We start from the raw sequence: 23,244 nt of genomic DNA, 5'->3' as shown, positions 1-23,244 counted from the left end.
AAGATGGCCGGGTAGCACCGCAACCCGAGAACATCATGCTCACCCTCGATTTCCCCGGCTCCCGCCAACTGATCGATGCCATCGACGCCGCTGTCGCCCACGACAGCACCCGCGAGGTCACCGACAGCCTGCGCAACAGCCTGTGCAAGCTCATCCGCGGCCAGGAAGTGCGCTTGCCCAACTGCGTGTTCGAAACCGCCGAAGGCCGCTACGCGCGCCGCGAGCTGTACCGCAGCGAGGACCATGGCTATTGCGTGGTCGCCATGACCTGGGGCCCGGGCCAGGGTACGCCCATCCACGACCACTGCGGCATGTGGTGCGTGGAAGGCGTCTGGAGCGGCGCGCTGGAAGTGGTGCAGTACGAGCGCCTGGAAGACGAGGACGGCCTCTATCGCTTCCAGCCGGTCGGCTCGATCCAGGCCGGCCCCGGCTCCGCCGGCAGCCTGATTCCACCGCACGAGTACCACACCATCCGCAACCCCAGCGACGACGCCGTTGCGGTCAGCCTGCACATCTACTCGGGCCAGATGACGCACTGCGCGACCTTCCAGCCGCTGGACGACAAAGAGCACTACCAGCGCACCGACCGCAAATTGGGGCTCGACCCGGTCCACTGAACTGGGCATAATTAGCGTTCGTTGTGCCGGTGTGGCGGAATGGTAGACGCGGTGGACTCAAAATCCACTGGCAGCGATGTCGTGTAGGTTCGAGTCCTATCACCGGTACCAATGGTTTACGAGGTTTTTGAGGTTCCAAATCTGGTCCGCAAAAAAGGATTTGGTCCGCAATTCCTGTAGATATTGACGAAAATGAAGGCCGCCGCGAGGCGGCTTTTTCATGCCCGACTGGACCGATCTGGAGCTGAACAGCGACCTCGAAATGATTTGATGCGCGAAGAGCCCCAAAAGAGGTCCACTTCGAGCATTTATTTGAGGCTGCCCTAGAACGCAATATGGTCCCGTCCAAACCAATGGAGGACGGACCTGTGACATCCGATTCGACCACGCGCTACGTCCGCGTTAGTGAAATTGCCCCGATGCTGGGCATCTCTGTCTCGACCTGGTGGGCCTGGGCTGCCGCCGGGAAGACCCCGGCTGCGATCAAACTGAGCCCTGGGGTGACTGTCTGGGACTACACCGAGGTGATGGCGTTCATCCGGGCGCGCAAAATTGCCCCTGCTGCGAACTAGTCACCCTCGTCCGGGTTCTCGGCCTTGAGGGTCTCCATGCTCGAGTCGAGCAGGTCCAGTTTCTTCTGGAGGTCGGCGCGCGTCGTCATGGCGGCCAGTCTACGCCGCTGAGACAACGCCGGCCTACCCTATCCCCATGGGCAGACGCGTAGATCCTTTCCTCATGGGCGCCCCGGGCATCTGCCCGGCCTGCCGCAAACCTTGCTGCACGATGGACCAGGTCGGCATCCGCTGCTACCACTGCGGGCAGGCCGAGTTCACCCATCGAAGCCTATGGGTGCAGACGAAGTGCACCTGTGCGCGGGATCGCGAGTGTCAGGCCTGCGGCGGCTGCGGGACGTTGGCCGTGCCATCGGATAAGGCGATGGCACTATAGGTCGCGCCGGAGAGGGGGAAATGGGGCGCCTCAGGGAATGGGGCCCCACATGCCGCGAAGGGATGGAGCTGTAGAATCCGCACTCAGAATACGGCAGCGCCATACAAAAGGGGTCGCGAGTGGGAGCCTACAGGCTTTTCTTGGCAGGACTAGTCCTTCTATCCCATCTCGGGATCACGGCCTACGGCTTGAACTTGGGCGTCGTCGCTGTGGTGTCGTTTCTGCTTTTGAGCGGCTTCGTTATGACCGCCCTGATCTCCAGAAACTTCGCATCACTTGATCGCGTTCGACTGTTCTATGCCGACCGCGTAATGAGACTGTTCCCTCAATATCTGTTCTACCTTGCGTTGACGCTAGCCGTTGACCTATGGCTTGGCCCTGTCACCAGTTACACCCAGGGCATAACAGCATTCAAAGTTGCAATGAATGCTCTGATGCTTCCATTGGCCTTCTATCAGTTTGGCCTGTCCGACTGCCTCATCGTCCCCCCGGCATGGACCCTTGGCCTGGAATGCACCTTCTACGCCATCATTCCCTTCCTGCTGATCTACAAGTGCAGGTCGATAGCATTCGCGATTTCGGTGGTCGTCTTCCTCTTGGCCTACCTATCCGTCATCAATACGGACATCTGGGGCTACCGCTTGCTGCCAGGCGTGCTGTTCATTTTCCTAACGGGGAGCCTGATCTATGAGCAGGCATCCACGCGCCGCGCAATAGCGCTACTTGCCATCTGGCTCGGCATGAGCGCCCTCCTCCTAGGCTTACTCCGGATTGATGCCGCGAAAGCTCCGTGGAATCGTGAGGTCCTCCTCGGCATGATCGTCGGGCTTCCCGCGGTTCTCGCCCTGTCGAGGCGAAAATCTGGATCGATCGATGCGCTTCTTGGAAATCTCAGCTATGGCGTGTTCCTAAACCACACGGTGATTGTCACGATCTTCAAGGCCTCTGGATCTGACATATCGAGGCCAGCGAGCGCCGCCGCGATCATTGCGGTTTCCATTGTGATGTCCTACATCACCTTCACGCTGGTCGAGAAGCCAGTCATCTCCCTTCGTCGGTCGATTCGTTACAAACCCAGTCCAGACGTCACGGGTGCACTGGCCACGCTGCAGGCCACGCCGTCAGATCGACCCGATTAACAGCGACGCGATATTGCTTCCAGGCAGTAAGCAACGACGTTTCAGCAGAAGTTGCAATCCCGAGGTCCATTGAGTCCTGCAGTGGGGCTATCGATAAGGCTGCCTGCGATAAAAGCGAATCCATGGTCGCGGTATTCTGTTCAACAATCTCCGTGGCCGTTGGTGCTGGCGGTACATACACACCAAACGTCCATGAGCCATTTGCCTCGGCCGCGGCATAGCCAGGCAAAGGTGCCGGATTTTCCTTTGTTACATCAGCCAACATCGCAACGATATCTGGCGTGAAGCGATCTGAAATCTGCACCTCAACTCCGTCTGAGTCGAACGCCGGGGCGATGATCTCCATAACAAAGCCTCCCTGCACGCGCGCATAGATACTCATGCGAATTCCTCAATGAGGACCGCTCCATCGGCGCCATTGCCGCCCGCTTTTCCTGTCGAGGAAATGGCACCAGCAGCTCCGCTTCCGCCTACGCCGGGGCTGCCTGTTGCGTTCACGCCAGGATTGCTGATGGCGCCACCACCCGCCGACCCACAAAGAGTCGCGCCACCAAGATAGGATCCGCCACCATTTCCGCCAATGATGAAAGAATTGGTGGACGAGGTCGAGGCTGATCCGGCACCACCTGCCACGTTGAGGAGATTGCCAGACGACCCACTTCCAGGCGCATTGCATCCGGTAATGGTCGCCGTGGTTCCTTGGTTTGACGTCCCGTTTCCGCCGCCCGTAGCCGACAGAAGTGCGCCGAAGGAACTCGACCCGCCCGGCGAGCCCGCATTGACGCCGGCAGCACCACCGGGACCACCTGCGCCAACGGTAATTGTCACGCCGCTGAATCCACTCGTCAGCAGGCTCATTGCCATGCCGCCGCCACTGCCGCCGGATCCGGCCGAGCACTGGCTCGCCGAGTTTGTCGCGCATGCGCCGCCACCACCGCCCGCTCCAACGACAGTTACGCGAACCTTATTCGTGCCCGGCGTCGGCGTGTAGGTATAAGTTCCAGCGGTCGTGAACTTCTGAATGTTTAGCAGGCGGCCGGCTGAAACTGGGGAGGACAAGATCTGCCCATTGGTCGCTGCCACGATGTTGCCGGCAGTGATCGTCGCCTGGCCATTGGCAACGGTCACCACAGCCAGGGCAACATAACCTACGTCGACCGCTGGCGTGGTTTGCGTACCCGTAGTGGCGGCGACGCCTGCCTTTGCCTGAAGCGAAACAGTGCCAGCGCGCTTGGTGTTCTGCGCGACGCCGGTATTGTTAGGCCCGCTGAAAGCCTGCGTCGGGTTGCTCGCGTTGTAGTACGGGAGAACTACCGGAACGCTGTCAACTTCGGCGAAGGTGGCCTCGATCAAGTAGTTGATCGAGAAACCAGCCGTCGTAGGCGCGGGGCAAGCCAGCGCAGCGGGCTGCAACTGAATGCCCTGCTTCACAACGGTATCTGTCGTGTCCGCCGGCAGCGAACTGAATGCCGCGTTGTCGACGTTCTGCAGCGAATAGATCTCGCCGGCATTAACGTTTACGTTGAGGCTCGCTGGGCCGGTCGGCACGACGCCAAGACCGTTCACAATGATGTTGCCAGTACCAAAGATGGCGCCGGCGAGCTTGCCCAGAGCGATCATTGTGCTCCGGTTCGTGTTGAGCAGATCCGTCTCAAGCGGGATCTGGCCGGAGTAGTTAATCAATCGGTCCAAGGGGTTCTCCTAGGCAATAAAAAAGCCCGCACAGGGCGGGCTTCGTAGATGGTTGTTTTTCGGTGTTTGGTCAGTTGGAGATGGTGGTCCAGATCGTTGTGCCTTCTGGCTTAACTGCGGCGACAGCAGCGTAGATATCGCTGTCGGCGACGCCGCCCGTCACCATCGACATTGACGCGTACTCAGCCTGCGATGCTTGTCCGTAGCCGCCCGTCGAAATGCCGTAGCCGGCGACACTGGCGATCCCTGTGCTGCTGTGCGGTCGGTAAGCGATGACGAATGCCTGATAGGGCAAAGATAGGGAGCCATAGGACCCTGCTACTCCATAGCCGCTATTGGGCGCGCCATAGGCCCCCGTATCTGCTGGGCGCTGCGGCTCGATGATCGTTGGCGTCCGACCCGTGAGCGAAACGAGCGTTTTGATGATCGCGTTTCGGGTGGCCTTCTCTCGCAGCAGCGTAACCTTGATGGCGTTGCGATAGGAGGCATCTGACTGGCCGGTCTTACGCGAAAGTCCAGCCGGCCCGAAGAAGTCAGCGGCTATCATGTCAAGCCAGCCATCGGTTGCCGTGCTAATCCGCGTCTGCTGCTTCGCGTAGAGATACAGCGAATAAATAAAGGCTAGCGAAGTCGACAAGCCTGTCAAAACGGCGTCGACCAGCGGAACGGGGTCCGTCGGCGTACCGAACCACCTGGAGGGCAGCATGCCCTTCAGGCGGCTGAAGACATCGGACTGGTCACCGGTCACGATACGGTCACCGTGCCGGCCAGGATGCGCTGCTGCGCCGTAGCTGCGAGATCGGCGGTGCCGCCATTGAGCGTCAGGCCAGTGATGTTCAGCACGCCCGGCGAGGCGTCATAGGCGACCTGGAGAAGGCGGCTATAGGGGAGCGACTGCCCGAGCGTCAGCATCCCGAGATATGCCAGCACTGCCGACTGCACGACAGCCTTCGTAGCCACCGGGTCATAGCCGGCTGCAATGGATGCCGTCATGGCTACCGAAGCTGTTTCGACGACCGGCGCAAACACACCGAAGGACGATGTGAAGGGTCGGACCGCGTCGATCGCGTTGGACGCCGACGACAAAAAGGTCGAATTGGGGGTGCCGGTTCCATCGTCCACGACAGCGTAGAAGTAGCCTGGCTGATAGGTGCCGTTGTAGGCGTAGTTCTCGGTGAGCGCGCACGCTGCACCAGTCTTCAGGCTGAGGACTGCATTGTTGATCGCCGCCTTCGTGGCCTTTGACAAGCTAGCGATATACGCGACAAAGCGGGTGCGCAGCGCCGCGTCGGTCTCGGCATTTGCGCCGTTCGTGAAGCCGAGCGCATTCGTCACCGTGTCGACGTAGGTGAGCGCCTGGGCGATGACGGTAATCGTCGAGGCAGCGACATTTCCGCCGGATCCCACGGTCACCGCCTGCACCGTTGCGGTGGCGCTACTTGCCCCGGCGGCGATGACGTAGGCATTGAGTGCTGCGTTATAGGCGGTCTGGCTCGCGTCGGCGATCACCGTGAACTGCTGGGTTCCATCGCCCGTCTGCACCAGCGTGCCGACCGGAATAACCGCCTGCAGGGTGGATGTGAAGCGAGCAAAGGTGACCTGTCCCGTCGCAGCCTGGGCGGGCAGCCGAGTGAGCCCGAAGTCAGCCACAAAGCTGTCCACATCGCTTCCACTCGAGGTGGCGAGCCGAGTGGTCTGCAGCAGGACAAGAATCAGACTTTCGAGCCAGACCACCACCGAGGCGACAGCTTCGATGACGCTGCGCAAGACCGAGCCAATGGCAAAGTCGATCAGCGCCGTCGCCTTACCCTGCACCGCCGTCACCATATCGGAGACGATCTGGGTGAAGCTCTTAGAGGACATGCTGGGCATTTATTTGCTCACTGGCTGACGTTGAACGACAACACGACCGGCTGCCCGGTTGGCGCATCGTTGTAATTGACCTGGACCGCGATCCCATTCGTGATTCGGTGCACTTCGATGACCGGGGCGGGACTCTTGGCGACCGCTTCCTCGAGAAGCATCTGCCCGCGGATCAAGGCCTTGATCTCCTCCGCGGTCGCCGTGCTGCCGACGAATCGCGCCAAACCTGCCCCATAAGTCGGGTGAAAGATGTTGTCGCCCGGGTTGGTCAACAGCCGCCTCAAAACGCGCTGCTGGCCGCGAAGGGTGTCGGATGCCAGGCCGAGGTCGCCTACGGCGGACACGCCGATATCGTTCCCCCATAAATGGGAGATGTCGTTGATCAACGCCATGGTCATTCCTTACTGTGGCTGTCCGGAGACGCCGCTTCCGGTGCTGACGCCGGTGTGCTTGTGCGTATTGCCCACGTCGTGGCCGTTCGACGAAACAGCCGCAAGAGTCGCCTGTTGGTCGACCTGCAGAGTCTGCGTTACGTGCATGGAACCTTGATGCGTCCACGCTCCGGTCGATGTGACAGTGCCATCGCCATTGAGTGTGACGGATCCGCCCTTGCCGTCGTTGAACGCTGCCTTTCCGTCATTGGTAAGCTTGAAGAACGCGCCGCTCTTGTGGAGTACCCAGATCTCGCCCGCTGGTACTTTTGCCGGGGGGCTTTGGTTGTCGAATACCACCGGGCCGGCGACGCCCGTATCGCGGTCGCCCTCCTGGAATCGCACCTCGATCTGGTCGCCGATGTTCGGCGCCGCATAGATGCCGAAGCCGCTGCCGACCTGGAGCGTTCCGAGGGGAATCCACCCGGTCTCGTTGCCGTCTGGCTGAAACGTTACCTTGACGCTGTAAGTGTTCGGATCGTAGGCACTGACCTCGCCGAGCCGTGAAAATGTGCGCGACTGATTGGCCAGGTTAGCCTGTGCGCGCATCGAATTCTTAAGGTGAGCCATGCTCATGCCGGCACCACATCAGACGAGTGATTACGGCACCGCGCCTCCATTGTGTAACCCGCGTGGAAGTCCATGCGACGGGTGATCGCCTCGGGGAAATAGTTCTGATCGAACGATGTCCCTGTACCGCTCACCGGAATCACATGAAGCGTGCTCAACTCGTTGTCGCCCGGAAGTTCGGCGCGCATCCGCATCTCGTTCTTGATCAGCTCGTTGTAGATCGCCCGCGCCCGCTTGGTTGCTTGGTCCTGGGTCAGGTTCGGGATCTGGTAGGAGTATGCCTGGGAGGGCTGGGTCGCGGTGCCTGGGCGGATGCCTTTGGCGTGCCCTTGCGGGTAGGTAGCATTGAAACCGGCGCGCTGCTTGGCGTTCCAAGAGCGCACCGTGACGCTGATCGTGTTGCCGACCGTGAGGGTGCGCGTGAAGCTCAGCTGCTTGGTGTTCGAGGTGAACGGCTGCGAATCGTCGGCGGGCGTCCACGTGATCGGGTATTGCGGAGCGCTCGCCGGGTCAGGCTGCGGCCCGAAGTGGAGCTCGTTGCCCTTCACATAAACGACGAACTGCGTCTGCTGGGCGATCCAGCAGAGGAAGTCCCACTCGGTCTCAACGCAAGTCGTCGACACATGGTCGATCTGATAGAACCGTCCAATGGTGTCCGTCGTAGCCGTCACCACCGGCGTCAACCCGTGACGCTTGGCCAGAGTCGTAGCAATCTCGCTGGCCGTCTGGTTCTGCCATTTCTCCGCCGTCTTGGCATCGATCAGCAGCGAGGTGAGATCCCTCCCCGACAGCTCCAGCGTGCGCTGCGCCGGGTCATAACTCACCTCGTCGACGTTGCCGATGATCAGGCTGTCGAGTTCGGACGCACCGTAGTTCGCCGGGTCCGCTGGGAAGCCTGCGAGGATCTCGACGCCGATCGTAGTCTGAGAAACGAACCACGCCTCGTCGAACGGAGCGACCAGGCCGGAAAGGACAAACGTCACGCGAAAGGTGTCAGCCTCGCGGTATGAGTTGCTTTCGATCTCCCAGTCCAGCCAGCCCTGCACCGGCGTCCCGTTGATCTTCACCATGCCGCGCGGCTGGCGAACGGTGTTGTCTGTGCTACTGACCAAGGATGCCTCCGGCCGTATCCGGCTGCTTCGGCACCACGACGCTCTGGACGCCGCTCAGCACAGGGTCGGTCAGGCCGTTGGCCTTGGCGATGGCGGTCCATGAAGTCGGGTCGCCGTACTGCTGTGAGGCTATCGAGTAGAGGTTGCCGCCGGCCACGGTCACCGTCGTGGAGTTACCCGACACGCTGCCGAGATTGGCCGTCATCCGGCCCATAACGCTCTGCAGTCCGGAGATCGCTGGCTGGCTTGAGAACGCGACTGCCTGGCTATTGAGAGAGGCAACCGACTGGGCAATCGGCGAATTTGGAAGTACCCCACCGACTGTGGCGACGTTCTGCGTCGTATTGATTGCGGAGCTGAGCAGCGTTTGCGCCCTACTCTGCACTGCGGCGATCGGCTGCAGTACGCTGTTGATCGTTGCCTGTGAGGCGTTGGCGAAGGTCGATACGGCACTGATCGCCGTACCAAGCGTCCCCAGCGCCGCGGACAGCGGCCCGTCACCGATCAGCGACCCATAGCCGTTGGCTGCGTTCATGTCGCCGTCCATTTGGTCGTCGATCGAGGCTGGCGCCACGGTCGTAACCGGCTGGACCTGATTTTCCGCGACCTCGCAACAGATGCGATACGAGATGCGCGTAGCGAAGTCGTAACAGGCCTCGAAGTGACGAATTACGACAAGATAGCGCAGACGGTCCCAGGTCAGCGTCAACTGCTGGCCTAGCGTCCGCTGCGTGTCGAGGTACAGCGCGCGATCCATGGCAGTCGGGCCAAGAAACAGGCCCGACCACTCTATGGGCATGTCGTCCTGCCCCATCGCGTCGATGACACGCTGTCCGCCGATCAGCTTGTGGATGGTCAGCGCCTGATCGCCGCCGAAAGAGATCCGATCAGGGACTTCCGTGCCGGCAAACGTGATGTCGCCGAGGGTGACTTGGACGAGCGCCATTACCAGCTACCTGTCGCGCCGATCGGCAGCGGACCCTGCGAGGAATCGAGGCCGGACATGCCGGTCTGTGGAGCGGCGGCGGCGCGGGCCTGATGCATGGTGGTCGATTTGGCGATGGCCTTGCCGTCCAGGGTGATCGTTGAATTCACCTGGACGGTCTGCTGGGTTGGTGAGGCGATGAACGGGCTCCTCGTGGCGCCCGGCTTCACATACCCCGCCTGCCCCGGAAGTGGAGCTGCACCGTTGTACTTCTGGTCATAGCCGTCGTACTTGGCTGCCAGGGAGTAGTCGTTCTTGATCCCGACGAGATCCAACGCAGCGCCGAGGTACTTGGTGTTGTAGTGGCTGAACTTATCGCCGAATTTGGTGCCGTCCATCTTGTCGCTGATGACGGTGCCGATCTTCCAGCCAGCGTAGGCAGCGGCGAATGCGGCAGCAGCGACGCCGAGGGCCTTGAGTCCCCCAGCCACGCTCGTGAGGCCGGTTGCGAGCTGAGTCAGCCCGCCAATGCCCTTCAGCGCCAAGCCAAGCCCACGGAAGCCACCGGCGATAATGTTGAGCGCGCCGAAGCCGATCAGCGCCCCGGCCAGTCCGATAAGACCCTGGATGACCAGGCCAAACATGCGTGGATGCGCCTGCATCCAGTTAGCCATGCGCTGCAGCATCGGGTTGAGGATCTCCAGCGCGCGAACGGCCATGGGCAGGATCACATCGCCGGTCTGCAGTAGCAGGTTGTTGAACTTGGCGTGGAAGTCGATCTCCTTCCCGCCGAGCGTGCCGCCCACCTGTTTCACCGACGCGTCAATGCCCAAGGCCTTGCTCTGAGCGTCAACTGAGCGGTGGATCGTGGCCAGCTGGCGATCGATCAGGCTGAACATGGCGCCGCCGGTGCGACCGAAGATTAGGAGGTTCTCGCGCCCCTTGTCCTCCTGCGACTTGATGCCCAGCTTGGCGTACATCGGAAGGATGTTCTTTTCGTAGAACTCGACCGGGTCGCTGGACAGCGTCTTTATGTCGCGCAGCGGTTTGCCGTTGAAGCGCTTGATCCCGCCCTGCGAGTTCCACTCGATCTTTGATTTGTCCCAGATACCGTTGTCAGCGAGCAGATGCGCCACCTGGTTCGGCACGCGCACGCCGCCGATCAGGCGGTTGTATGAGGTCATCCAGGCCGTGCCGGCGCCGCTACCCTTCAGCTCACCGATGACTGGCTCGAGCTTGCCGAACAGCGCCTGATCGGTCAGGCCTTGCGCCGCCACACCGCCGCGGGCCATGAACTGGCGCAACTGCTCCCAGTTCACATTGCCACCGGAGCTGCGGATGGCCTTCCAGCCGGCATCAGCGATGCCATTGAAGGTGGCGGCGTCCTTCAGACCGCCCCGCATTTCCACGAAGCGCAGCATCGCAAGGCTTTGCGTGTGCATCTTCTCCTTGGCGTCGCCGTCCAGGCCGGCCGTGGCGAAGGCAATTTTGGCCAACACCGGCGCAGCCAGCTTGGCGCCGTCGAGCGCGGCAGAGCCGCTCAGTCCGGACTCACGGAAGACGCCCTGAGCCTCCGTCAGCGAGCGCATGGCTTCCGTCGCCGAGGTGCCTATGACGTTCATACCCTTGGCGAACTTGACCGCCTGAGCGTCGACCTGGTCGCCCATGCCGTACAGGCTGAACTTTGCCACCTCGGTCTGGAACTTCTTGGCCTCGTCGAGTGGGGTCTTGAAGGCCGCCAGGATGCCCACGCCGGCACCGACCATCAGCCCGCCCTTCAGGAGCTGGCCATGAATCGATTTGATCCGGCCTTCCAGCTTGGCGGCGTCGGCCTCGGTACGCATGAACGCGCCCGATATCGCGCGAAGCCCAATACTGGCGTAATCTAAGACACTGACGCGTACGCCAATTTTCCAGGCTTCGAACATGACGCAACCTTTGCGTTTCCGCATCCAAGAGTGGTTTGCTGACCGTTACAGCTGGGCTCAGTACCCGGCGCAGCGGTCTGTAGCGCGCCGCGCGCGGCCGCCGGCGTGGCAGTTCGAGAACGTGATGAGTCCGCTCAACCGCATCAGCCTGGTGCTGATTTCGGTGCTTGCGTTGCTGATCGGCTTTTTTGTTCTGGGCCTGCTGGCCCTAGGTATCTACCTCTTCTTCCCGCGCTGACAAGGACCGATATGCGGCTTTCCCATGCAGCTATCGCAGCCTGCCTCCTGCTTTTGGCCGGCTGCTCCGACGATGTGCCCGCGGTTGCCGCAGGGCCGGAAGTAAAGGCCGAGGATCTGGTCAAGCTGACAACGGGCTTCGTGTGCGGCACATCCGATCAGCTCACGGAAGCCTTCACGCACTCCGTTTCAGGCGAGAAGACGAAACTCAAGGCCATGTTTGACGATGGATCGTGCTGGCCAATGGCCGACGACGTCACCCTGCGCGTGCTACACGTCGAGCACGGGAGGATCGAAGTCGCCCCCAACGTCGACGCGCCAAGCGTCAGCGCCTGGACCGCGCTGGAATTCGTGACCGTTCAGATGCCCGTTTCGAAGTCATAACCCAGCGCCTGGTGAATTCGGTCGCGGCCTATTAGGCCGGCGATCGCTGCGCCACCGAGAATCCGCTCGATTCGCTCATGGTTATGGATGGCCGCCGGCCCGAGCACTGCGCGCGGCGGGATGGTCTCCGTTCCCAGTTCCTGGTAGACCATCTCGTCTGCCGTGCTGCCGATGACGACCTCGAGCGCGCCGACCTCATGCCCGATGGAATCCCTCATTTCGCCGGTTCGCAGCAGTGGCGCGTCCGGCTCAAACCCCAGCCGCGCCTTCTCCTGCTCCGTGCTGTCCGCCAACGGGGCCCATGCCTCGAAGCTGCCAACGGCCTCCTGGTAGAAGCCGATTTCAGCCTGTGCAGTGTTCTCGACAACGCGCCCGACCACGTCGAGCGCCTTGTGAAGCGCTAGCGCCTCAGTGACTTGAAGCTCCAGAAGGTGGCCAGCGAACTCGCCGAAGGAGCCGAACTCATGCTTCATTTCGGCTCCTGAAACTGCATTCGGTCCCAGTCAAAGACCGCCCCGCCCTGCTCGCTGACGATGATCGAAAATGCCGTCCGCTTGATGTCATCCAGCCCGAAGGCCACGTCGAAGGGAACCCCGTGCCGTACCAGCCACAGGCATTCTCTGATCGGCGCAGCCGTGGCTAGTTTTTTACGGCGGCCTTGTCAGCGGCGGGGTCTTGCTTGCCCCAGTTGGCCTGAACGCCTTCGGCCACCGCTTCTACGCCCTCATCGTCGAGACGCTGAATCAGTGCCTCGATCTGCGCCTTGGTCGATTTGGCGACCGGATCGCCATCGATGCTCGCCACGAAGATCAGCGGAAGCACCATGTTCATGTAGACGACGTTTCTCGCCGAGTCACCCATCAGCTCAACCAAGCGGAACTGCGCGAGCGTGCCCGGCTTCTTGAGCAGGATCTGCCGGCCCTTGGCGTCGGCCACGGTCACTTCGGCATTGGCTGCGCCGACAAGCTCCTGGCTCGGGGTGAGCTCAACCTTCACGTCGTCGCTCATCAGGACACCTTGACGCGCTGCGAGGCGAAGAAGCCGATCGTCTGCGTGATCTTATTGTCGCCGGTCTTTTTGCCAGCCTCATCAAAGCGCAGTGAGACATTGGTGTAGCGATACTGGCTGATCGCGCCACTGGCTTCAGCGATGGTCTCGGTCAGCGTGCCCATCAGGACGTTCTGGCCGGCGTAGTACGCCAGTTCCTGCTGGGCGAAGAAGTCATCGATCGCGCTGTTCTGGCGATCAAGGCCGATCGAACCCTCCCAGCCCTCGGGAATATCTACCTCAAGGTTGATGCCGTTGAGAGGCTTGGACTTGATGCGGTTGTAGATCGGCTTCGATTCGAAGCTGGTCACGGTCGCCGGCAGCTGAAGGACGCCGGATGGCGTAATGACGTCGATGACTACGTCTTTGCCGGTGTTGAAATTACCGAAAGGCATGAGGATTCTCCGAAAATGAAAAGCCCCGCTCAGGGCGGGGCATCAGGTGTCAGGGATTGGCGGAGACTCAGGCCACGCCGGTGGACGAGACCTTATTGACGGTGACCGACTGGCCACCCTGCAGGTTGAGCAGGAACTTCTCGACGACGGCAAGGTACTTCACGCTGACGTCGGCCTGCAGATAGCCGGTAGCGATGCGTGCCAGCGAGTTGTTGTTGAGGTCGCATTGCACGGTGAAGCTGTCGATCTGCGCCTGGTCCACCATGCCCTGGAGGAACGAACCCACGGTGCCAGCAACCTGCCTGCGCGTCGGGTCGGTCGGAGAGCTGCCCTGGAGCTTGCCGACGAACTTGCCCATGCCGGCGCCAAAGGTAGCGGCAAGGTAGTTCGTCATGCGCGTGTAGTTGTCGCCGTTCGCCACGCTGCTAGAACTGGAGTTGTGGCCGAAGCGTGCACCGAAGTAGCTGCCACCCGGGCTCGGGTTGGCGATGACATCGATGCCGGCTGCGCCGAGCAGCTGAAGCTCTGCGCTGGAATACGGCAGGTTCTGATAGCTGCGCTGCGTGCCGACGACGCCGTACAGCGGCTTGTTGAGCGTCGAGTTCTGCGGCGCCAAGTTAGAAAGCAGGCCAGCGATGAAGCCCTGCGGTGAGATTAGGCGCGTCAGGCCGTTCACGGTGTCCAGGAAGTACACCCAGTCGCCGAACAGTAGCTTCATCGCGTACGTATCGATGCCTGCCGTGGACTTGGTCGTGGCAGCGTTGGCGATGTTGTCGCCAGCTGGACCCGTGGCGATCATGTACGTGCCTTCGGACAGACCGTAGGAGACCTGGGTCGCCCACGTCGTCGAGTCGTCGCAGTCAGCCAGCATGGCAACCGCTGCACCGGTGCCGCGCAGGCTATACATGCCCTTGCGCGTGCCAGTGTCGACGCCGACCAACACCGAGCCGGTGATCGTGGTCGCGCCATCCGCACCGCCGGCTAGCGTGTAGGTAGCCAAGGCGGGAGCTGTGACGCCCGCGCCGGCCGTGGCAACGATCAGTTTCGACGGGCCGCGCAGAGCCGTATTGCCGTTATTGATCGCTGCGGCCATGTTGACCCACAGCGCGTTGCCTACGCCCGGGATGTTGTCGAACACTTCCGATGCCTGGCCAGGCATCCCCACGATGACCTTGGACGTACCCGCGGCACTGCCGGCGGCCACCTGCACAGTCTGGCTATTGCCCAGCGTGCCGGTATAGATCGAAGTGAAGGTGATGCAGGTCGACTGCGCAACGATGGTCGCAGCCGTATCCGTGCCATCAGTGGCGCGCACACAGCGGAAGTTCTGCGCCCCCTGCAGTACCGCGGCGGCAATCGCCGTGCCCATGTCGTACTTGCGCGGTTGGATGGCGCCAAACAGCGCCGCGTACTGCGCCATATTGCCGACGACGGTCGGTGCATTGACCGGGCCCCAGGTCGCCGTGCCAACCACGCCAAGGACGTTGGACGGCACGCCATTGAGCTGGCTGACGGCGGGGGGAACGATCTGCACATAGAGATCGGGGACGATCAGCGCGGTCGTATTGATCGCGCCGGCGGGAAAGATCTGCGGCATGTGGTGTCTCCAGAAATGAAAAAGCCCGCTCGAGGCGGGCTAAAGGACGTTGGAGGCCGCAGGCTTAGCCCTTGAGGGGCTTGCTCTGAGCGCTCGGTGCTGGCGCATCGGGCGCCTCGGTGGTGGTGGCACTCGTTTTCACGACATTGGCGGCGAAGTCGGAGGCCAGGACCTCGGCCACCTTCTCGGCGTCGGTGATCTGCGCGCCGCGGGGGTAGTCGCCAAAGGCGTTGACGACGGTCAGGACAAGGCTCATGGCGATCTCACTGGTAAGTGGTTTGTGTCGTGGTCGTGGCGGAGCTACCCGACACGCCGGTATGGATGTTTTCCTGCGTCATCACGACCTGCGTCGCCTGCGCGGTTTGGGTCGTCGCGTACTCGACCAAGTACGTCAGGTCGCGGCGGTAGAGGTTGGCTTTCTGCGTCATGTCGTCCAGCCGGGAGGACTGGTAGATGATGCGAGCAGCGGTGCCATCGGACATGGTCAGAAACTCGGTCGCCGCAAGGGGCACATCGATTGCCTGCGCGGTCGTCTCTCGATCCGCCTGCGTATCGGCCCAGATGGTCACCTGAAAAAGCCGCTGCTGTCGGCGAACTTCGCGGAATGCCGTGCCGACACCGCCCACGCGCGCCGCCTGGATGCGCGCTGTCGCCGGGAAGGTGATCACTGGTCCCGTATTGCTCGCGCCCGGCACGAGCGCAGCCAGCGCGGTGGCGATCGAAGTCAGCGTATCGGCCGGCTGGACGGCATAGGTATATCCCGCACCATTGACCAGCAGAGCCATGTTCTGCGGCGTCGATACCGTGCCGCCGATGGTCACCGTCTGCCCGGCAATGGAGGCCGTCAGCGTCGGGTTAGGCACGCTCAGCGTCTGCCAGTCGTTCGAATACCGGGTCGTGTTCTTCTCGTTGCCCGAGGCGTATACAGTGACGTGGATCCGTCCACCCTTCCCGTTCGAGAAGCCGGCCAGGTCCGCATCAAGCTGTGAACTTTGCGGCCACCCGGGATAGATCACCGTCTGAAGCCCCGTCGACGGCGGCTGCGCGGTGCCGTTCGGATAGATGACCTGCGCCATGGTCGCAACCAGGGCGTTCATCACGTCGATGACGTCAGCCATTACGTCTCAGCCTCCGTCACCGCCATCCGCCAGCCCATGCTTGTCTGCTCGGCACTCGATACGAGATAGCGCTTCCCGATGTCGTCAGTTACCACGTCGGCGTAATTGATTAGCACGCCGCCCGGCAGAGGTGGCAGAAGCATGTTCCACCAGCCCTGCCGCGGATCGCCGGGAAGCCTGGCGACACTGCTCTCAGACTTCGAGCCTTGCAGCACCGAAGCGGGGAATCCCTGTGCTAGAACCGTTTGGTTCTGTGCGGTGTTGCCGCCGTAGGCACCGATGCCGGTGCTTGCTTCCTGCTGCGGCCGATACAGCGTGACCGTCCGATTGCACAGCACGGCCTGGATCGGTAGCGCCGGCTGCATTGAGGCGATGAAGAACGTGCCTGGCGCGCCGACGAGGTAGTCGCCTACCGCGAGCTGCGTGCCATCTGCCACGCAGTACCAGACAGCTTTGCCGTAGCCCTGCGGCTTCTTGTAGGTCCAGTCCTGCGCGTTGAAGCTGGCCAGGAGCGAGCCGAGTGAGGTCGCCAACGGGTTGGTTGCGCTGGTCGGCCGATATTGGGCGAATGACAGGCCAATACGCGTAGCGGCCTTGGCATAGCCGCCGTAGATTTTGGCCTGGAGCGTATTGCCGTCCATGTCAGACCACCAGTCGCAGGCCAGGCTGGCCAAGATCCGGGCCGGGTGGCACGCCAAGGAAACCGCACAGCTTCCGACGCCAGCTGTCGAACAGTCGCTCGCGGTCGCGCTGCTCGTTCTTGTTGTGGGTCCAGACGGCTGCCTGGTCGGTATCCAGATTGGCACCGGTGGCAGGGATGGCCGTCTCCAGCGTGTAGAGGTTGGCCAGATAGGTGGCCGTGATGACCGCCTCTTCCTCGGCCAGGAGGTTGTTCATCCGGTACTCGAGGGTTCCGTACTCCTGGAAGAAGCGATAGGACTGGAACGACGATGGAGTACCGCCATACACGGGGTAGCCGCAGAAGCGGCGAATGTCGACCTTCTGCGCGTTGGTGAACATGGTGGCCTCAGTCGTACGAGACGGCGACGGTCTGGCCGGCGCCCGGCACGATGCAGATGCCAGCCAGGCATGGCATGTCGATCAAGTACGAGCCGACGGTGTTCGGCCATGCGCCGATCTGGTTGGCCGCGGTCCCGCCGGCCTGGGCCGCCGTGTCGTAGGCCGCGCCACCGGCGGTTCCGGCTACCAGTACCTGGACGCGCACAAGGCGACACTGGCCAAGCGAGAAGTCACCGGGCACCGTAGCTACCACAGTCGCCGTAGCGATGTTCAGCGACCGGCTCTTGCCTTGTCGGATGTAGATGCCATCGCTCATTTCAGCTCCAGATACTGCGCGCCGTGGTTGACCAGGGACTCGATGTCAGCCGCATTGGTGACGTGCTGCCCTTCGTGGAATTGGCGCAGGATGCCGTTCTCCATCCAGCCGATGGACTCATCGACCAGGATGGAGGACGGCAGCGCCGCCTGTTCGCCTTTCTGTTTCGCCATGTCAGACCACCGGTGCGCCAGCCGCAGCTAGGGCGGCAAGCAAGGGGGCATCGCATACGATCGGGATGTTCTTGTAGCCGACCAAGTGCTGGCCTTTGTAGTTGATGCTGAAGTTCTTCGTCGGCGTCTTGATGTTACCGGCGCCGTATTTGGTCGTGAGCTGCGCGGCCGTCAGTTCCTGCAGCTGACCGAGGCCGGCCGCATGCGGGATGCTCGTCGGAGCGCCTGTGTAGTCGGACATGCCGAAACCCTCAAGGCTGCGAGAAGGGAGCCCCAGCGGACGTCAACGCAGCCAGCAAGTCAGGAGTGACTACAAAGGAGTCGCCCTGCGCAAACTGGAGAATCGAGCCGTTGAATGGGAAGGCGAAGGCCGCAGTAGCCGTCGCCGTCTTACCGGAGAATTGCGCGTCGAATTGCGCCGTGGTGTCGACGGATACGTCGCCGCCGACTTCGACTTCGATGGGATCGCTCATAGGTAGTGGGCGGAGGCCGGAGCCCCCGCCCTATCCCCCTTAGCCCGCGTGCTCGAAGCACACCGCGCGCTTGTAGTAGCTCGCGGAGGCGGTCGGCACGATGTTGGTGTTCACCGTCTGGTCGGTCGGAGCGGTGAATCCGCCGATCCAGTACCAGGACTGAGCGATGATCTGCTGCAGGCGGTCAAGCGGCTCACGGGTCACCTGGGCGATGCCGTCGACGATGTCGATGATCGAGTCGGCCGGGGCAACGTCGGTCGCACCGATGCCCTCGAAGTCACCCTCGACGAGCGCCTCGGCGCCGCACAGGATCGGACGGCGCACGGTGACGCTGCCCAAGTTCTGCACGTAGGCCTCGGTGGTCGGGATGATGCGCATGTCGACCAGTTCGACGACACGACCCATGCGGAATTCCTTGGCCGCCGCAGTGGCGCCTTGGAACAGCTGCTTGAAGTCGGGATCCGCGAAGAACTGACGGGCCGACACCGGGTCCAGGTAGAAGTTGTACATGCCGTTGATGGTCGGCACGCCGTTGCGGCGCAGGTAGGCCACGCCATCGAGCGCGCTGCCCATGGTCAGCAGGTCGGTGCCGACAATGGCCGAGGTGTTGCCGCGGCCGTTCGGGCGCAGGATGAACGGAGCCACGCCAGCGCCGGCGTTGTAAGCCGTCACGGTGTTCAGTGCCGTGCCATCGGCCACCGTCACGTTGCCCGAGAAGGTCAGCGTGCCGGAGACGCCGCCCGGAGCGGTCGATACGTTCGAGCCATCCACGGCCACCGCAGTGAGCGTGTACGGGTCGCCGTTAACGAGCACCGCCATGGTGTTGGTGCCGCTCACGGCCGTCAGCTGGCCATTAACGAACACCTGCTGGAAGCCGCGCACGTCGTCCACCGAGATGGTGGGTCCCGTCGCACCAAGCGTGACGCGCACGCGGGTATTGCCGCCAAGATACGCGTTGAACAGGGCATTGCGGGCCAGGCGATCGAGCGACTGTGCGGCCTGAATGCCGTTCGTCTTCGCGTTCTGGAGGAACTGTTCCACGATGCCGACGCGATTGGTGACCGTGTTCAGGTCGATGGTGTCGCCGTACATGGCAATCGCCAGCTGGTACTGCTCGACGGTCCAGGTCGACGGCGAGAGGCCGTTGTCCAGGTTCGTGTTGCTCGACGGGGTGATCGGCGTGGTGACCGGCGCCTTCAGACCCGGGCGGGTCTTGGTGACGGTTTCACCGATCTTGTTCGGGAACACTTCGCGACGAGCGATCTGGCGGAAGCCAAGCTCGGATTCGATCTGATCCTGGAACTCGCGCTCCAGGAAGCCTTGCTGGATGATCGGCTGCAGGGCAGCCGGGAAGTTCTGGATACCCATGAGGGGTCATCTCCAAGTGGATTGAGTTGCGCAATCCCCTGGGCGTCTGGCCCCGATGGGTCGGTAGTACATGTGTTAGCGGCCGCCGGTCGCTTTCTTCCTGGCGGCTGCGTATTCCTCTTTCGTCATATCCTTCGCCGGCTTGGCAGGCAGCGGATCTTTGCTCGGCGGCGTGGCCGTGCTGCTACTGGCTGGCGCGCCGAACAGGTACGGCTTCGCCTTCTTCAGGCCTTCGATCAGCGCATCAGCGCCCTCGACTTCGCCGTCGTCATTCAACTTGACGTCTTTCAGGTCGACCAGCCTCAGGCCGTCGAGATCGACGATGCCGGCCTTGATGGCGACTGCCTTCAGCTCGGCACGGATGATTCGCTGGTCGGCCTTGCTTGTGTGCTCGGCGATGGAGGCCTGGGCATCCTCGCCAGCCTTCTTTGATGCGGCCTCTGCGGCGTCTGCCCGCTTGGCCTGTTCGTCAGCCTTCAGGCGCCAACCCTTGTTCTCGTTGCGCAGCTCGCGCACGTATTCCTTCGAGAAGGTTTCGGGCTCGGGCGGGTTATGCGGGGCGGGCGCGTTGCCACCACCGCCGCCGTTGCCATTGCCATCGTTTTCGGCCATGAACAAGCGGCCGCGGTATTTGCGGATCAGCATCTGCTATCTCCAGGGATGTCCTTGCGGGCGGACACGCGGGATCGACCCACGCGGTTATTCGTTGACTGAAACTTTTGTCTGCGGCGTCGGCAATTCAGCCAGGAGCTTCTTGCGCTCGGCGTCGATGAGTAGCTGCTCAGCTGCCACGTCCTCAATATCGAAGACCGCGGCGATGGATTTGATTGCGGTCTGGCGGCTCAGCACGCCGCCGTCGATCAGCTCCGACAGGGCCTGGGCAAGTGTCTGCAGATCTCCCGCAGTCGGCGGGAACCATGCTGGCCAGTTCAGTGAAAGCTTCGGTGAGGTGTCGAGCTTGCCGAAGTTCTCGCCATCGATCGTCAGGGGAAACTTCTGGCTACCCGCGACGATCATCCGGTAAAGCTTCAGCAGTCCGCCCTCGCCATACGTGACGCGCAGGCGGTCAGCCAGCCAGATAAGTGGCTGATGCAGCAGTTCCAGCGCCCGGCCGGACTGTGCGGCACTCAGCTTGTCAGCATTGCTTCGATTGCCGTGCAGATGCTCGATCGCGAGCTCGCGCAGCTTCTCGACGTACTTGATGACGGCCTCGGATGCGGTGCCGTTGATCTCCAGCAACTTGGCGTCGCCATCCTTGTCCACGACGATCGCGTTAGTTGCGGAGCGAACGAAATTGCCCTCGGACTGTGCTGGCTCCTTCAGGAGAAGCGTGGGTTCCGAGCTGTACTTCAGGCCGCGGCCAGCCTGTGAGAGCTGGTAGTCGGCCTCCATCACCGTATTGACTGCGTCATCGTCGAAGGTCGCCTGACCGTCGATGTCGTTGCCGCCAGGAAGATTCTTGATCCAGACCATCGGCACGAAGCCGAGGTTGTGGGTTACCGTCTTGCCCTCGTCGACCGCGGGCTGGGCCTCGGCGTCGGAAACCGGCAGCGGAACGAACCACGTCTCCGCGCTTGCATCCCAGTGCCGCTGGAACCAATAGGTCGTTGCGTCGTCCATGCCGGCGTAGCCGGCGGCGGTCAACTGCTTGCCGGTGACCTTTCGGCGCTCCTCGACCCGCTCGAGCACATCAGGCTCGTCCTTCTTCCAGATCGGCGTGAGCATGCCGGTGTCGAGCACCGTGGCGAACACGCGCTTCGATAGAAAGCGGATCCAGATGCAGATGCTGCCGACACTCCCGCGGGTTGCCGCATCAACCATGATCAGGTTGAGCTGCATGTCCTTGGTGACGGCCTTGAGCGCCTCGACGACCCTCTCGTTCTCCGCCTGGACGGTCGGGAAGTGGCCCTCACTGAACAGCAGGGAGACACTGTCGTCGACCACTGTGCGGATGATGCCGGTCCGTACGCTGGGCCGGCGCTCGCACAGCCGCACGTACTCGCCTGCCCCGTTCTGCTCCTGATGGAATTCGTACTGGAGCACGTCATAGATCGTTCCATCCAGCACCCGCATGAGCAGGTCGATCCGCGCGGCGCGCGCCGGCAGATCCTTGTCTGCCGGTAGCTGTTTGCGCAGTGTCTCAAGCATGTGTCAGCGGGCCATGTGGATGAGCGGAACAGTCCGCGCGATGGTCGGTTTAATCAGCGGGTACTTCCGGTGGATGAAATACCCTCCGGCATCGTTCGTATGGTCGGCGCCCGAACTCTTGTCCGGCTCGCCGTTCTCTGCCCAGATCTGCTGCTCCAGATGGTCAGCATAGGTCGGGCATCGCAAAGCATTGACCAGGTAGCGCCGCTCGCCAATCGCGTTACAGAACATAGCGTTCATGGCGTTGATGCGGTCTTTCACCGGCGGGTTAGCTTCGGGTGCAGACACCTTGAAGCCAGCCGCCTTGAGCAGCGCGATATCGGTCTCTGAAGCATTGACCGACTTGCGTGAGCCACCCGATGCATCTGGGTAAATCGTGATTTCTCGCGTCTTAAGGTACTGCGAGCCGTCGTGGCGCCAGTACCGCTCTTTGATCTGCCGAATCATGTCCGGCGTGTCGTAGGCGCCAATGATCTCATCCACAGCGCGCGGCGAGTTTTCGCGCTGCACATGGGTGATAGCCGCCATCTTGCCGACGTTGAAGTCCATGCCGATATGTAGGGCTTCGCCGTCAGCCATGGCGTCGAAACAGTTGTTCAACTTCCGGTCGTACTGGTGATACACCGTGCCACTGAGCAGGTTGACGAACTGGCCGTCGAGATAGGCCTGAATCAGCTGCGGCGGGTAGCTGGCGAGCAGCGATCCAATGTAGTCGTCAGGCAGGTTCGCCTCGTTGTCGTACGTGCTGGCCTGGACCATGCCGTACATCGAAGCGAGAGCCGGCTTGTCGCGAACCTCTTTCACCCATTGCTGGTGGACGAACTGGAAGCCCTCCGGCGTCGTGGTGACGTCGATGCCATTCAGCAATCCGTCCGACTTCTGACGCAAGCGGGCGATGATCTTCCGCCAAGCTGCCTGCGCTTTCACCTTCTTCAGCACGTCGAGCTCGTCGACCAATGCCCGTCCGATCTTGAAGCCGACGATCGTCTCGGGCTTTTCCATCGACCGGCATATCACCGTGCCGCGGTACTGCCGGCCAGCGTAGACGTGGACCTCTTTGTTCGCCTCGCGCGCTACCGTGCGCATCCCCCAGTCATGGGCGACCTCATCCATGGTCGGGTAGAAAATGTCCCGGATCATCGCGTACGTCGGCGCGAAGTAGCCAGTGTTGACCTTCGGGAATTCCCAGAAGTGTTGACACTGGCCTGCGCAGCCTACGAACGTCTTGCCCGAACCGAAGCCCGCAACGAAAGCCCTGAACTTGTGCGGCAGCGCCAGGAAATCGGCCTGCGGAACGTTAAGCCGTGGCCGGATCTCGCTTTGGCTCACGGCGCGCGTCCTGTACTTGGACGGTAACCTTCACCGAAGTGGGGGTCTCGTCATCCGGTGAACTGCCCTCCATGCCGAGCAGCTTTGCTTTACTCATGGTGGCAGTGACCATCGCAGCCGCCTGCCCCTTCTCTTTGCCCACCTTCCGAGCCTCTTCAAGCTCACCGAGAAGGCTATCGACCGTGACGTTGTGCCGATCCTTCTGGTCCTCCTTAAGCTCCGCGACCCTTGCGGCAACCTTGGGGTTTTCCAGAACCTCGTGGGCAGAGCGAGCAACAGTCGCCGCGTTGCCCTTGGCGCTGTACACCTGACGGTAGGCCTCGCTGGCGTTCCCCGTCTCGATATATGCCTGGCAGAACTTTTCCTGCTTTACCGTCAGGCCCATGCGTTACAGGTCGGCACCTGGCCGCCCCT

The 23,244-nt window shown here is 62.0% G+C and carries 31 protein-coding genes and 1 tRNA gene; 6 read left to right on the top strand and 26 right to left on the bottom strand.

The features are described from left to right. Nucleotides 1-35: 35 nt before the first annotated feature. The 4 genes from OUZ49_RS14395 to OUZ49_RS14385 all read left to right on the top strand — a co-directional run bounded on the left by OUZ49_RS14395 (nucleotide 36) and on the right by OUZ49_RS14385 (nucleotide 2,704). Nucleotides 36-617: a cysteine dioxygenase family protein gene (locus OUZ49_RS14395; protein ID WP_266151178.1), complete on the top strand. Its 582-nt coding sequence runs from the start codon at nucleotides 36-38 to the stop codon at nucleotides 615-617. Between the two features lie 25 nt (nucleotides 618-642). After that, a tRNA-Leu gene (locus tag OUZ49_RS14390) sits at nucleotides 643-728 on the top strand. 224 nt (nucleotides 729-952) lie between these two features. Next, entirely contained in the window at nucleotides 953-1,189 is a 237-nt protein-coding gene (locus OUZ49_RS20975; protein ID WP_380003916.1) for a helix-turn-helix transcriptional regulator, read from the top strand. Between the two features lie 495 nt (nucleotides 1,190-1,684). Next, a complete protein-coding gene (locus tag OUZ49_RS14385; RefSeq protein WP_266151177.1) occupies nucleotides 1,685-2,704 on the top strand; it encodes an acyltransferase family protein in 1,020 nt (339 codons plus the stop codon). Here OUZ49_RS14385 and OUZ49_RS14380 read toward each other — a convergent pair. The 9 genes from OUZ49_RS14380 to OUZ49_RS14340 form a co-directional block, all read right to left on the bottom strand. Continuing rightward, the gene (locus OUZ49_RS14380; protein ID WP_323134936.1) at nucleotides 2,652-3,086 is read right to left on the bottom strand and encodes a tail fiber assembly protein; all 435 of its coding nucleotides are present in this window, start codon (nucleotides 3,084-3,086) and stop codon (nucleotides 2,652-2,654) included. The genes OUZ49_RS14385 and OUZ49_RS14380 overlap by 53 nt on opposite strands. Further along, nucleotides 3,083-4,396, bottom strand: coding sequence for a glycine-rich domain-containing protein (locus OUZ49_RS14375; protein WP_266151175.1), 1,314 nt, complete (start codon nucleotides 4,394-4,396; stop codon nucleotides 3,083-3,085). The genes OUZ49_RS14380 and OUZ49_RS14375 overlap by 4 nt, the downstream gene beginning before the upstream one ends. Before the next feature lie 70 nt (nucleotides 4,397-4,466). Beyond that, nucleotides 4,467-5,144: a hypothetical protein gene (locus tag OUZ49_RS14370; RefSeq protein WP_266151174.1), complete on the bottom strand. Its 678-nt coding sequence runs from the start codon at nucleotides 5,142-5,144 to the stop codon at nucleotides 4,467-4,469. Beyond that, nucleotides 5,141-6,259 carry a baseplate J/gp47 family protein gene (locus OUZ49_RS14365; protein ID WP_266151172.1) on the bottom strand — a complete coding sequence of 373 codons (1,119 nt, stop codon included), beginning with the start codon at nucleotides 6,257-6,259 and terminating at the stop codon, nucleotides 5,141-5,143. Before OUZ49_RS14365 ends, OUZ49_RS14370 begins: the two co-directional genes overlap by 4 nt. A gap of 17 nt (nucleotides 6,260-6,276) precedes the next feature. Further along, nucleotides 6,277-6,651: a hypothetical protein gene (locus OUZ49_RS14360; protein WP_266151171.1), complete on the bottom strand. Its 375-nt coding sequence runs from the start codon at nucleotides 6,649-6,651 to the stop codon at nucleotides 6,277-6,279. Nucleotides 6,652-6,660: 9 nt separating this feature from the next. After that, the gene (locus OUZ49_RS14355) at nucleotides 6,661-7,266 is read right to left on the bottom strand and encodes a phage baseplate assembly protein V (RefSeq protein ID WP_266151170.1); all 606 of its coding nucleotides are present in this window, start codon (nucleotides 7,264-7,266) and stop codon (nucleotides 6,661-6,663) included. Continuing rightward, nucleotides 7,263-8,330 carry a phage late control D family protein gene (locus OUZ49_RS14350; protein WP_266151169.1) on the bottom strand — a complete coding sequence of 356 codons (1,068 nt, stop codon included), beginning with the start codon at nucleotides 8,328-8,330 and terminating at the stop codon, nucleotides 7,263-7,265. Before OUZ49_RS14350 ends, OUZ49_RS14355 begins: the two co-directional genes overlap by 4 nt. Nucleotides 8,331-8,361: 31 nt before the next feature. Further along, nucleotides 8,362-9,318, bottom strand: coding sequence for a LysM peptidoglycan-binding domain-containing protein (locus OUZ49_RS14345; protein WP_266151168.1), 957 nt, complete (start codon nucleotides 9,316-9,318; stop codon nucleotides 8,362-8,364). Further along, nucleotides 9,318-11,141 carry a phage tail tape measure protein gene (locus OUZ49_RS14340; protein WP_266151167.1) on the bottom strand — a complete coding sequence of 608 codons (1,824 nt, stop codon included), beginning with the start codon at nucleotides 11,139-11,141 and terminating at the stop codon, nucleotides 9,318-9,320. Before OUZ49_RS14340 ends, OUZ49_RS14345 begins: the two co-directional genes overlap by 1 nt. A gap of 82 nt (nucleotides 11,142-11,223) precedes the next feature. Here OUZ49_RS14340 and OUZ49_RS14335 point away from each other — a divergent pair, with 82 nt between their 5' ends. Then, a complete protein-coding gene (locus tag OUZ49_RS14335) occupies nucleotides 11,224-11,463 on the top strand; it encodes a hypothetical protein (protein ID WP_266151166.1) in 240 nt (79 codons plus the stop codon). 11 nt (nucleotides 11,464-11,474) lie between these two features. Continuing rightward, nucleotides 11,475-11,846 carry a hypothetical protein gene (locus tag OUZ49_RS14330; protein WP_266151165.1) on the top strand — a complete coding sequence of 124 codons (372 nt, stop codon included), beginning with the start codon at nucleotides 11,475-11,477 and terminating at the stop codon, nucleotides 11,844-11,846. Here the strand turns inward: OUZ49_RS14330 and OUZ49_RS14325 are convergent. The 17 genes from OUZ49_RS14325 to OUZ49_RS14245 all read right to left on the bottom strand — a co-directional run bounded on the left by OUZ49_RS14325 (nucleotide 11,822) and on the right by OUZ49_RS14245 (nucleotide 23,215). Then, nucleotides 11,822-12,319, bottom strand: a complete 498-nt coding sequence (locus OUZ49_RS14325) for a phage virion morphogenesis protein (RefSeq protein ID WP_266151164.1) — start codon at nucleotides 12,317-12,319, stop codon at nucleotides 11,822-11,824. The two genes, OUZ49_RS14330 and OUZ49_RS14325, sit on opposite strands and share 25 nt — an antisense overlap. A 166-nt stretch (nucleotides 12,320-12,485) precedes the next feature. Next, complete coding sequence (locus OUZ49_RS14320; RefSeq protein WP_266151163.1) at nucleotides 12,486-12,854, bottom strand: hypothetical protein; 369 nt, start codon at nucleotides 12,852-12,854, stop codon at nucleotides 12,486-12,488. Beyond that, on the bottom strand, nucleotides 12,854-13,288 hold the full coding sequence (locus OUZ49_RS14315; RefSeq protein WP_266151162.1) for a hypothetical protein: 435 nt from the start codon (nucleotides 13,286-13,288) through the stop codon (nucleotides 12,854-12,856). The genes OUZ49_RS14320 and OUZ49_RS14315 overlap by 1 nt, the downstream gene beginning before the upstream one ends. A gap of 67 nt (nucleotides 13,289-13,355) precedes the next feature. Further along, the gene (locus OUZ49_RS14310) at nucleotides 13,356-14,885 is read right to left on the bottom strand and encodes a hypothetical protein (protein WP_266151161.1); all 1,530 of its coding nucleotides are present in this window, start codon (nucleotides 14,883-14,885) and stop codon (nucleotides 13,356-13,358) included. A gap of 64 nt (nucleotides 14,886-14,949) precedes the next feature. Further along, nucleotides 14,950-15,141: a hypothetical protein gene (locus tag OUZ49_RS14305; protein ID WP_266151159.1), complete on the bottom strand. Its 192-nt coding sequence runs from the start codon at nucleotides 15,139-15,141 to the stop codon at nucleotides 14,950-14,952. Nucleotides 15,142-15,148: 7 nt separating this feature from the next. Beyond that, nucleotides 15,149-16,003: a hypothetical protein gene (locus tag OUZ49_RS14300; RefSeq protein WP_266151158.1), complete on the bottom strand. Its 855-nt coding sequence runs from the start codon at nucleotides 16,001-16,003 to the stop codon at nucleotides 15,149-15,151. Continuing rightward, nucleotides 16,003-16,644 carry a hypothetical protein gene (locus OUZ49_RS14295; RefSeq protein ID WP_266151157.1) on the bottom strand — a complete coding sequence of 214 codons (642 nt, stop codon included), beginning with the start codon at nucleotides 16,642-16,644 and terminating at the stop codon, nucleotides 16,003-16,005. The genes OUZ49_RS14300 and OUZ49_RS14295 overlap by 1 nt, the downstream gene beginning before the upstream one ends. A 1-nt stretch (nucleotide 16,645) precedes the next feature. Then, nucleotides 16,646-17,023: a hypothetical protein gene (locus OUZ49_RS14290; protein WP_266151156.1), complete on the bottom strand. Its 378-nt coding sequence runs from the start codon at nucleotides 17,021-17,023 to the stop codon at nucleotides 16,646-16,648. Between the two features lie 7 nt (nucleotides 17,024-17,030). Then, complete coding sequence (locus OUZ49_RS14285) at nucleotides 17,031-17,339, bottom strand: hypothetical protein (RefSeq protein WP_266151155.1); 309 nt, start codon at nucleotides 17,337-17,339, stop codon at nucleotides 17,031-17,033. Next, nucleotides 17,336-17,512: a hypothetical protein gene (locus tag OUZ49_RS14280; protein ID WP_266151154.1), complete on the bottom strand. Its 177-nt coding sequence runs from the start codon at nucleotides 17,510-17,512 to the stop codon at nucleotides 17,336-17,338. Before OUZ49_RS14280 ends, OUZ49_RS14285 begins: the two co-directional genes overlap by 4 nt. 1 nt (nucleotide 17,513) lies before the next feature. Further along, nucleotides 17,514-17,753 carry a hypothetical protein gene (locus OUZ49_RS14275; protein WP_266151153.1) on the bottom strand — a complete coding sequence of 80 codons (240 nt, stop codon included), beginning with the start codon at nucleotides 17,751-17,753 and terminating at the stop codon, nucleotides 17,514-17,516. Nucleotides 17,754-17,763: 10 nt separating this feature from the next. Next, entirely contained in the window at nucleotides 17,764-17,985 is a 222-nt protein-coding gene (locus OUZ49_RS14270) for a hypothetical protein (protein WP_266151152.1), read from the bottom strand. Nucleotides 17,986-18,024: 39 nt separating this feature from the next. Beyond that, nucleotides 18,025-19,353 carry a hypothetical protein gene (locus OUZ49_RS14265; protein ID WP_266151151.1) on the bottom strand — a complete coding sequence of 443 codons (1,329 nt, stop codon included), beginning with the start codon at nucleotides 19,351-19,353 and terminating at the stop codon, nucleotides 18,025-18,027. A 75-nt stretch (nucleotides 19,354-19,428) separates the two neighbouring features. Continuing rightward, the gene (locus OUZ49_RS14260) at nucleotides 19,429-19,998 is read right to left on the bottom strand and encodes a phage scaffolding protein (protein WP_266151150.1); all 570 of its coding nucleotides are present in this window, start codon (nucleotides 19,996-19,998) and stop codon (nucleotides 19,429-19,431) included. A gap of 54 nt (nucleotides 19,999-20,052) precedes the next feature. After that, nucleotides 20,053-21,501, bottom strand: a complete 1,449-nt coding sequence (locus OUZ49_RS14255) for a phage portal protein (RefSeq protein ID WP_266151149.1) — start codon at nucleotides 21,499-21,501, stop codon at nucleotides 20,053-20,055. A gap of 3 nt (nucleotides 21,502-21,504) precedes the next feature. Continuing rightward, nucleotides 21,505-22,830 carry a terminase large subunit domain-containing protein gene (locus tag OUZ49_RS14250; RefSeq protein ID WP_266151148.1) on the bottom strand — a complete coding sequence of 442 codons (1,326 nt, stop codon included), beginning with the start codon at nucleotides 22,828-22,830 and terminating at the stop codon, nucleotides 21,505-21,507. Continuing rightward, nucleotides 22,799-23,215, bottom strand: a complete 417-nt coding sequence (locus tag OUZ49_RS14245) for a terminase small subunit (RefSeq protein ID WP_266151147.1) — start codon at nucleotides 23,213-23,215, stop codon at nucleotides 22,799-22,801. Before OUZ49_RS14245 ends, OUZ49_RS14250 begins: the two co-directional genes overlap by 32 nt. Nucleotides 23,216-23,244: the final 29 nt, after the last annotated feature.

The sequence above is a fragment of the Dyella halodurans genome (genome assembly GCF_026283925.1).
Taxonomy (GTDB): Bacteria; Pseudomonadota; Gammaproteobacteria; order Xanthomonadales; family Rhodanobacteraceae; genus Dyella; species Dyella halodurans.
This window is presented reverse-complemented; position numbering and strand designations above follow the sequence as displayed.

Bases quoted from the DNA above. Each gene is read 5' to 3' on its own strand.
- OUZ49_RS14260 (WP_266151150.1), bottom strand. From the start codon at position 19,998: ATGCTGATCCGCAAATACCGCGGCCGCTTGTTCATGGCCGAAAACGAT.
- OUZ49_RS14355 (WP_266151170.1), bottom strand. From the start codon at position 7,266: ATGAGCATGGCTCACCTTAAGAATTCGATGCGCGCACAGGCTAACCTG.
- OUZ49_RS14395 (WP_266151178.1), top strand. From the start codon at position 36: ATGCTCACCCTCGATTTCCCCGGCTCCCGCCAACTGATCGATGCCATC.
- OUZ49_RS14315 (WP_266151162.1), bottom strand. From the start codon at position 13,288: ATGCCTTTCGGTAATTTCAACACCGGCAAAGACGTAGTCATCGACGTC.
- OUZ49_RS14290 (WP_266151156.1), bottom strand. From the start codon at position 17,023: ATGTTCACCAACGCGCAGAAGGTCGACATTCGCCGCTTCTGCGGCTAC.
- OUZ49_RS14270 (WP_266151152.1), bottom strand. From the start codon at position 17,985: ATGAGCGATCCCATCGAAGTCGAAGTCGGCGGCGACGTATCCGTCGAC.
- OUZ49_RS14380 (WP_323134936.1), bottom strand. From the start codon at position 3,086: ATGAGTATCTATGCGCGCGTGCAGGGAGGCTTTGTTATGGAGATCATC.
- OUZ49_RS14345 (WP_266151168.1), bottom strand. From the start codon at position 9,318: ATGGCGCTCGTCCAAGTCACCCTCGGCGACATCACGTTTGCCGGCACG.
- OUZ49_RS14295 (WP_266151157.1), bottom strand. From the start codon at position 16,644: ATGGACGGCAATACGCTCCAGGCCAAAATCTACGGCGGCTATGCCAAG.
- OUZ49_RS20975 (WP_380003916.1), top strand. From the start codon at position 953: ATGGTCCCGTCCAAACCAATGGAGGACGGACCTGTGACATCCGATTCG.
- OUZ49_RS14335 (WP_266151166.1), top strand. From the start codon at position 11,224: ATGACGCAACCTTTGCGTTTCCGCATCCAAGAGTGGTTTGCTGACCGT.
- OUZ49_RS14255 (WP_266151149.1), bottom strand. From the start codon at position 21,501: ATGCTTGAGACACTGCGCAAACAGCTACCGGCAGACAAGGATCTGCCG.
- OUZ49_RS14320 (WP_266151163.1), bottom strand. From the start codon at position 12,854: ATGAGCGACGACGTGAAGGTTGAGCTCACCCCGAGCCAGGAGCTTGTC.
- OUZ49_RS14360 (WP_266151171.1), bottom strand. From the start codon at position 6,651: ATGGCGTTGATCAACGACATCTCCCATTTATGGGGGAACGATATCGGC.
- OUZ49_RS14245 (WP_266151147.1), bottom strand. From the start codon at position 23,215: ATGGGCCTGACGGTAAAGCAGGAAAAGTTCTGCCAGGCATATATCGAG.
- OUZ49_RS14330 (WP_266151165.1), top strand. From the start codon at position 11,475: ATGCGGCTTTCCCATGCAGCTATCGCAGCCTGCCTCCTGCTTTTGGCC.
- OUZ49_RS14285 (WP_266151155.1), bottom strand. From the start codon at position 17,339: ATGAGCGATGGCATCTACATCCGACAAGGCAAGAGCCGGTCGCTGAAC.
- OUZ49_RS14305 (WP_266151159.1), bottom strand. From the start codon at position 15,141: ATGAGCCTTGTCCTGACCGTCGTCAACGCCTTTGGCGACTACCCCCGC.
- OUZ49_RS14350 (WP_266151169.1), bottom strand. From the start codon at position 8,330: ATGGTGAAGATCAACGGGACGCCGGTGCAGGGCTGGCTGGACTGGGAG.
- OUZ49_RS14275 (WP_266151153.1), bottom strand. From the start codon at position 17,753: ATGTCCGACTACACAGGCGCTCCGACGAGCATCCCGCATGCGGCCGGC.
- OUZ49_RS14310 (WP_266151161.1), bottom strand. From the start codon at position 14,885: ATGCCGCAGATCTTTCCCGCCGGCGCGATCAATACGACCGCGCTGATC.
- OUZ49_RS14280 (WP_266151154.1), bottom strand. From the start codon at position 17,512: ATGGCGAAACAGAAAGGCGAACAGGCGGCGCTGCCGTCCTCCATCCTG.
- OUZ49_RS14265 (WP_266151151.1), bottom strand. From the start codon at position 19,353: ATGGGTATCCAGAACTTCCCGGCTGCCCTGCAGCCGATCATCCAGCAA.
- OUZ49_RS14365 (WP_266151172.1), bottom strand. From the start codon at position 6,259: ATGTCCTCTAAGAGCTTCACCCAGATCGTCTCCGATATGGTGACGGCG.
- OUZ49_RS14300 (WP_266151158.1), bottom strand. From the start codon at position 16,003: ATGGCTGACGTCATCGACGTGATGAACGCCCTGGTTGCGACCATGGCG.
- OUZ49_RS14340 (WP_266151167.1), bottom strand. From the start codon at position 11,141: ATGCGTACCGAGGCCGACGCCGCCAAGCTGGAAGGCCGGATCAAATCG.
- OUZ49_RS14325 (WP_266151164.1), bottom strand. From the start codon at position 12,319: ATGAAGCATGAGTTCGGCTCCTTCGGCGAGTTCGCTGGCCACCTTCTG.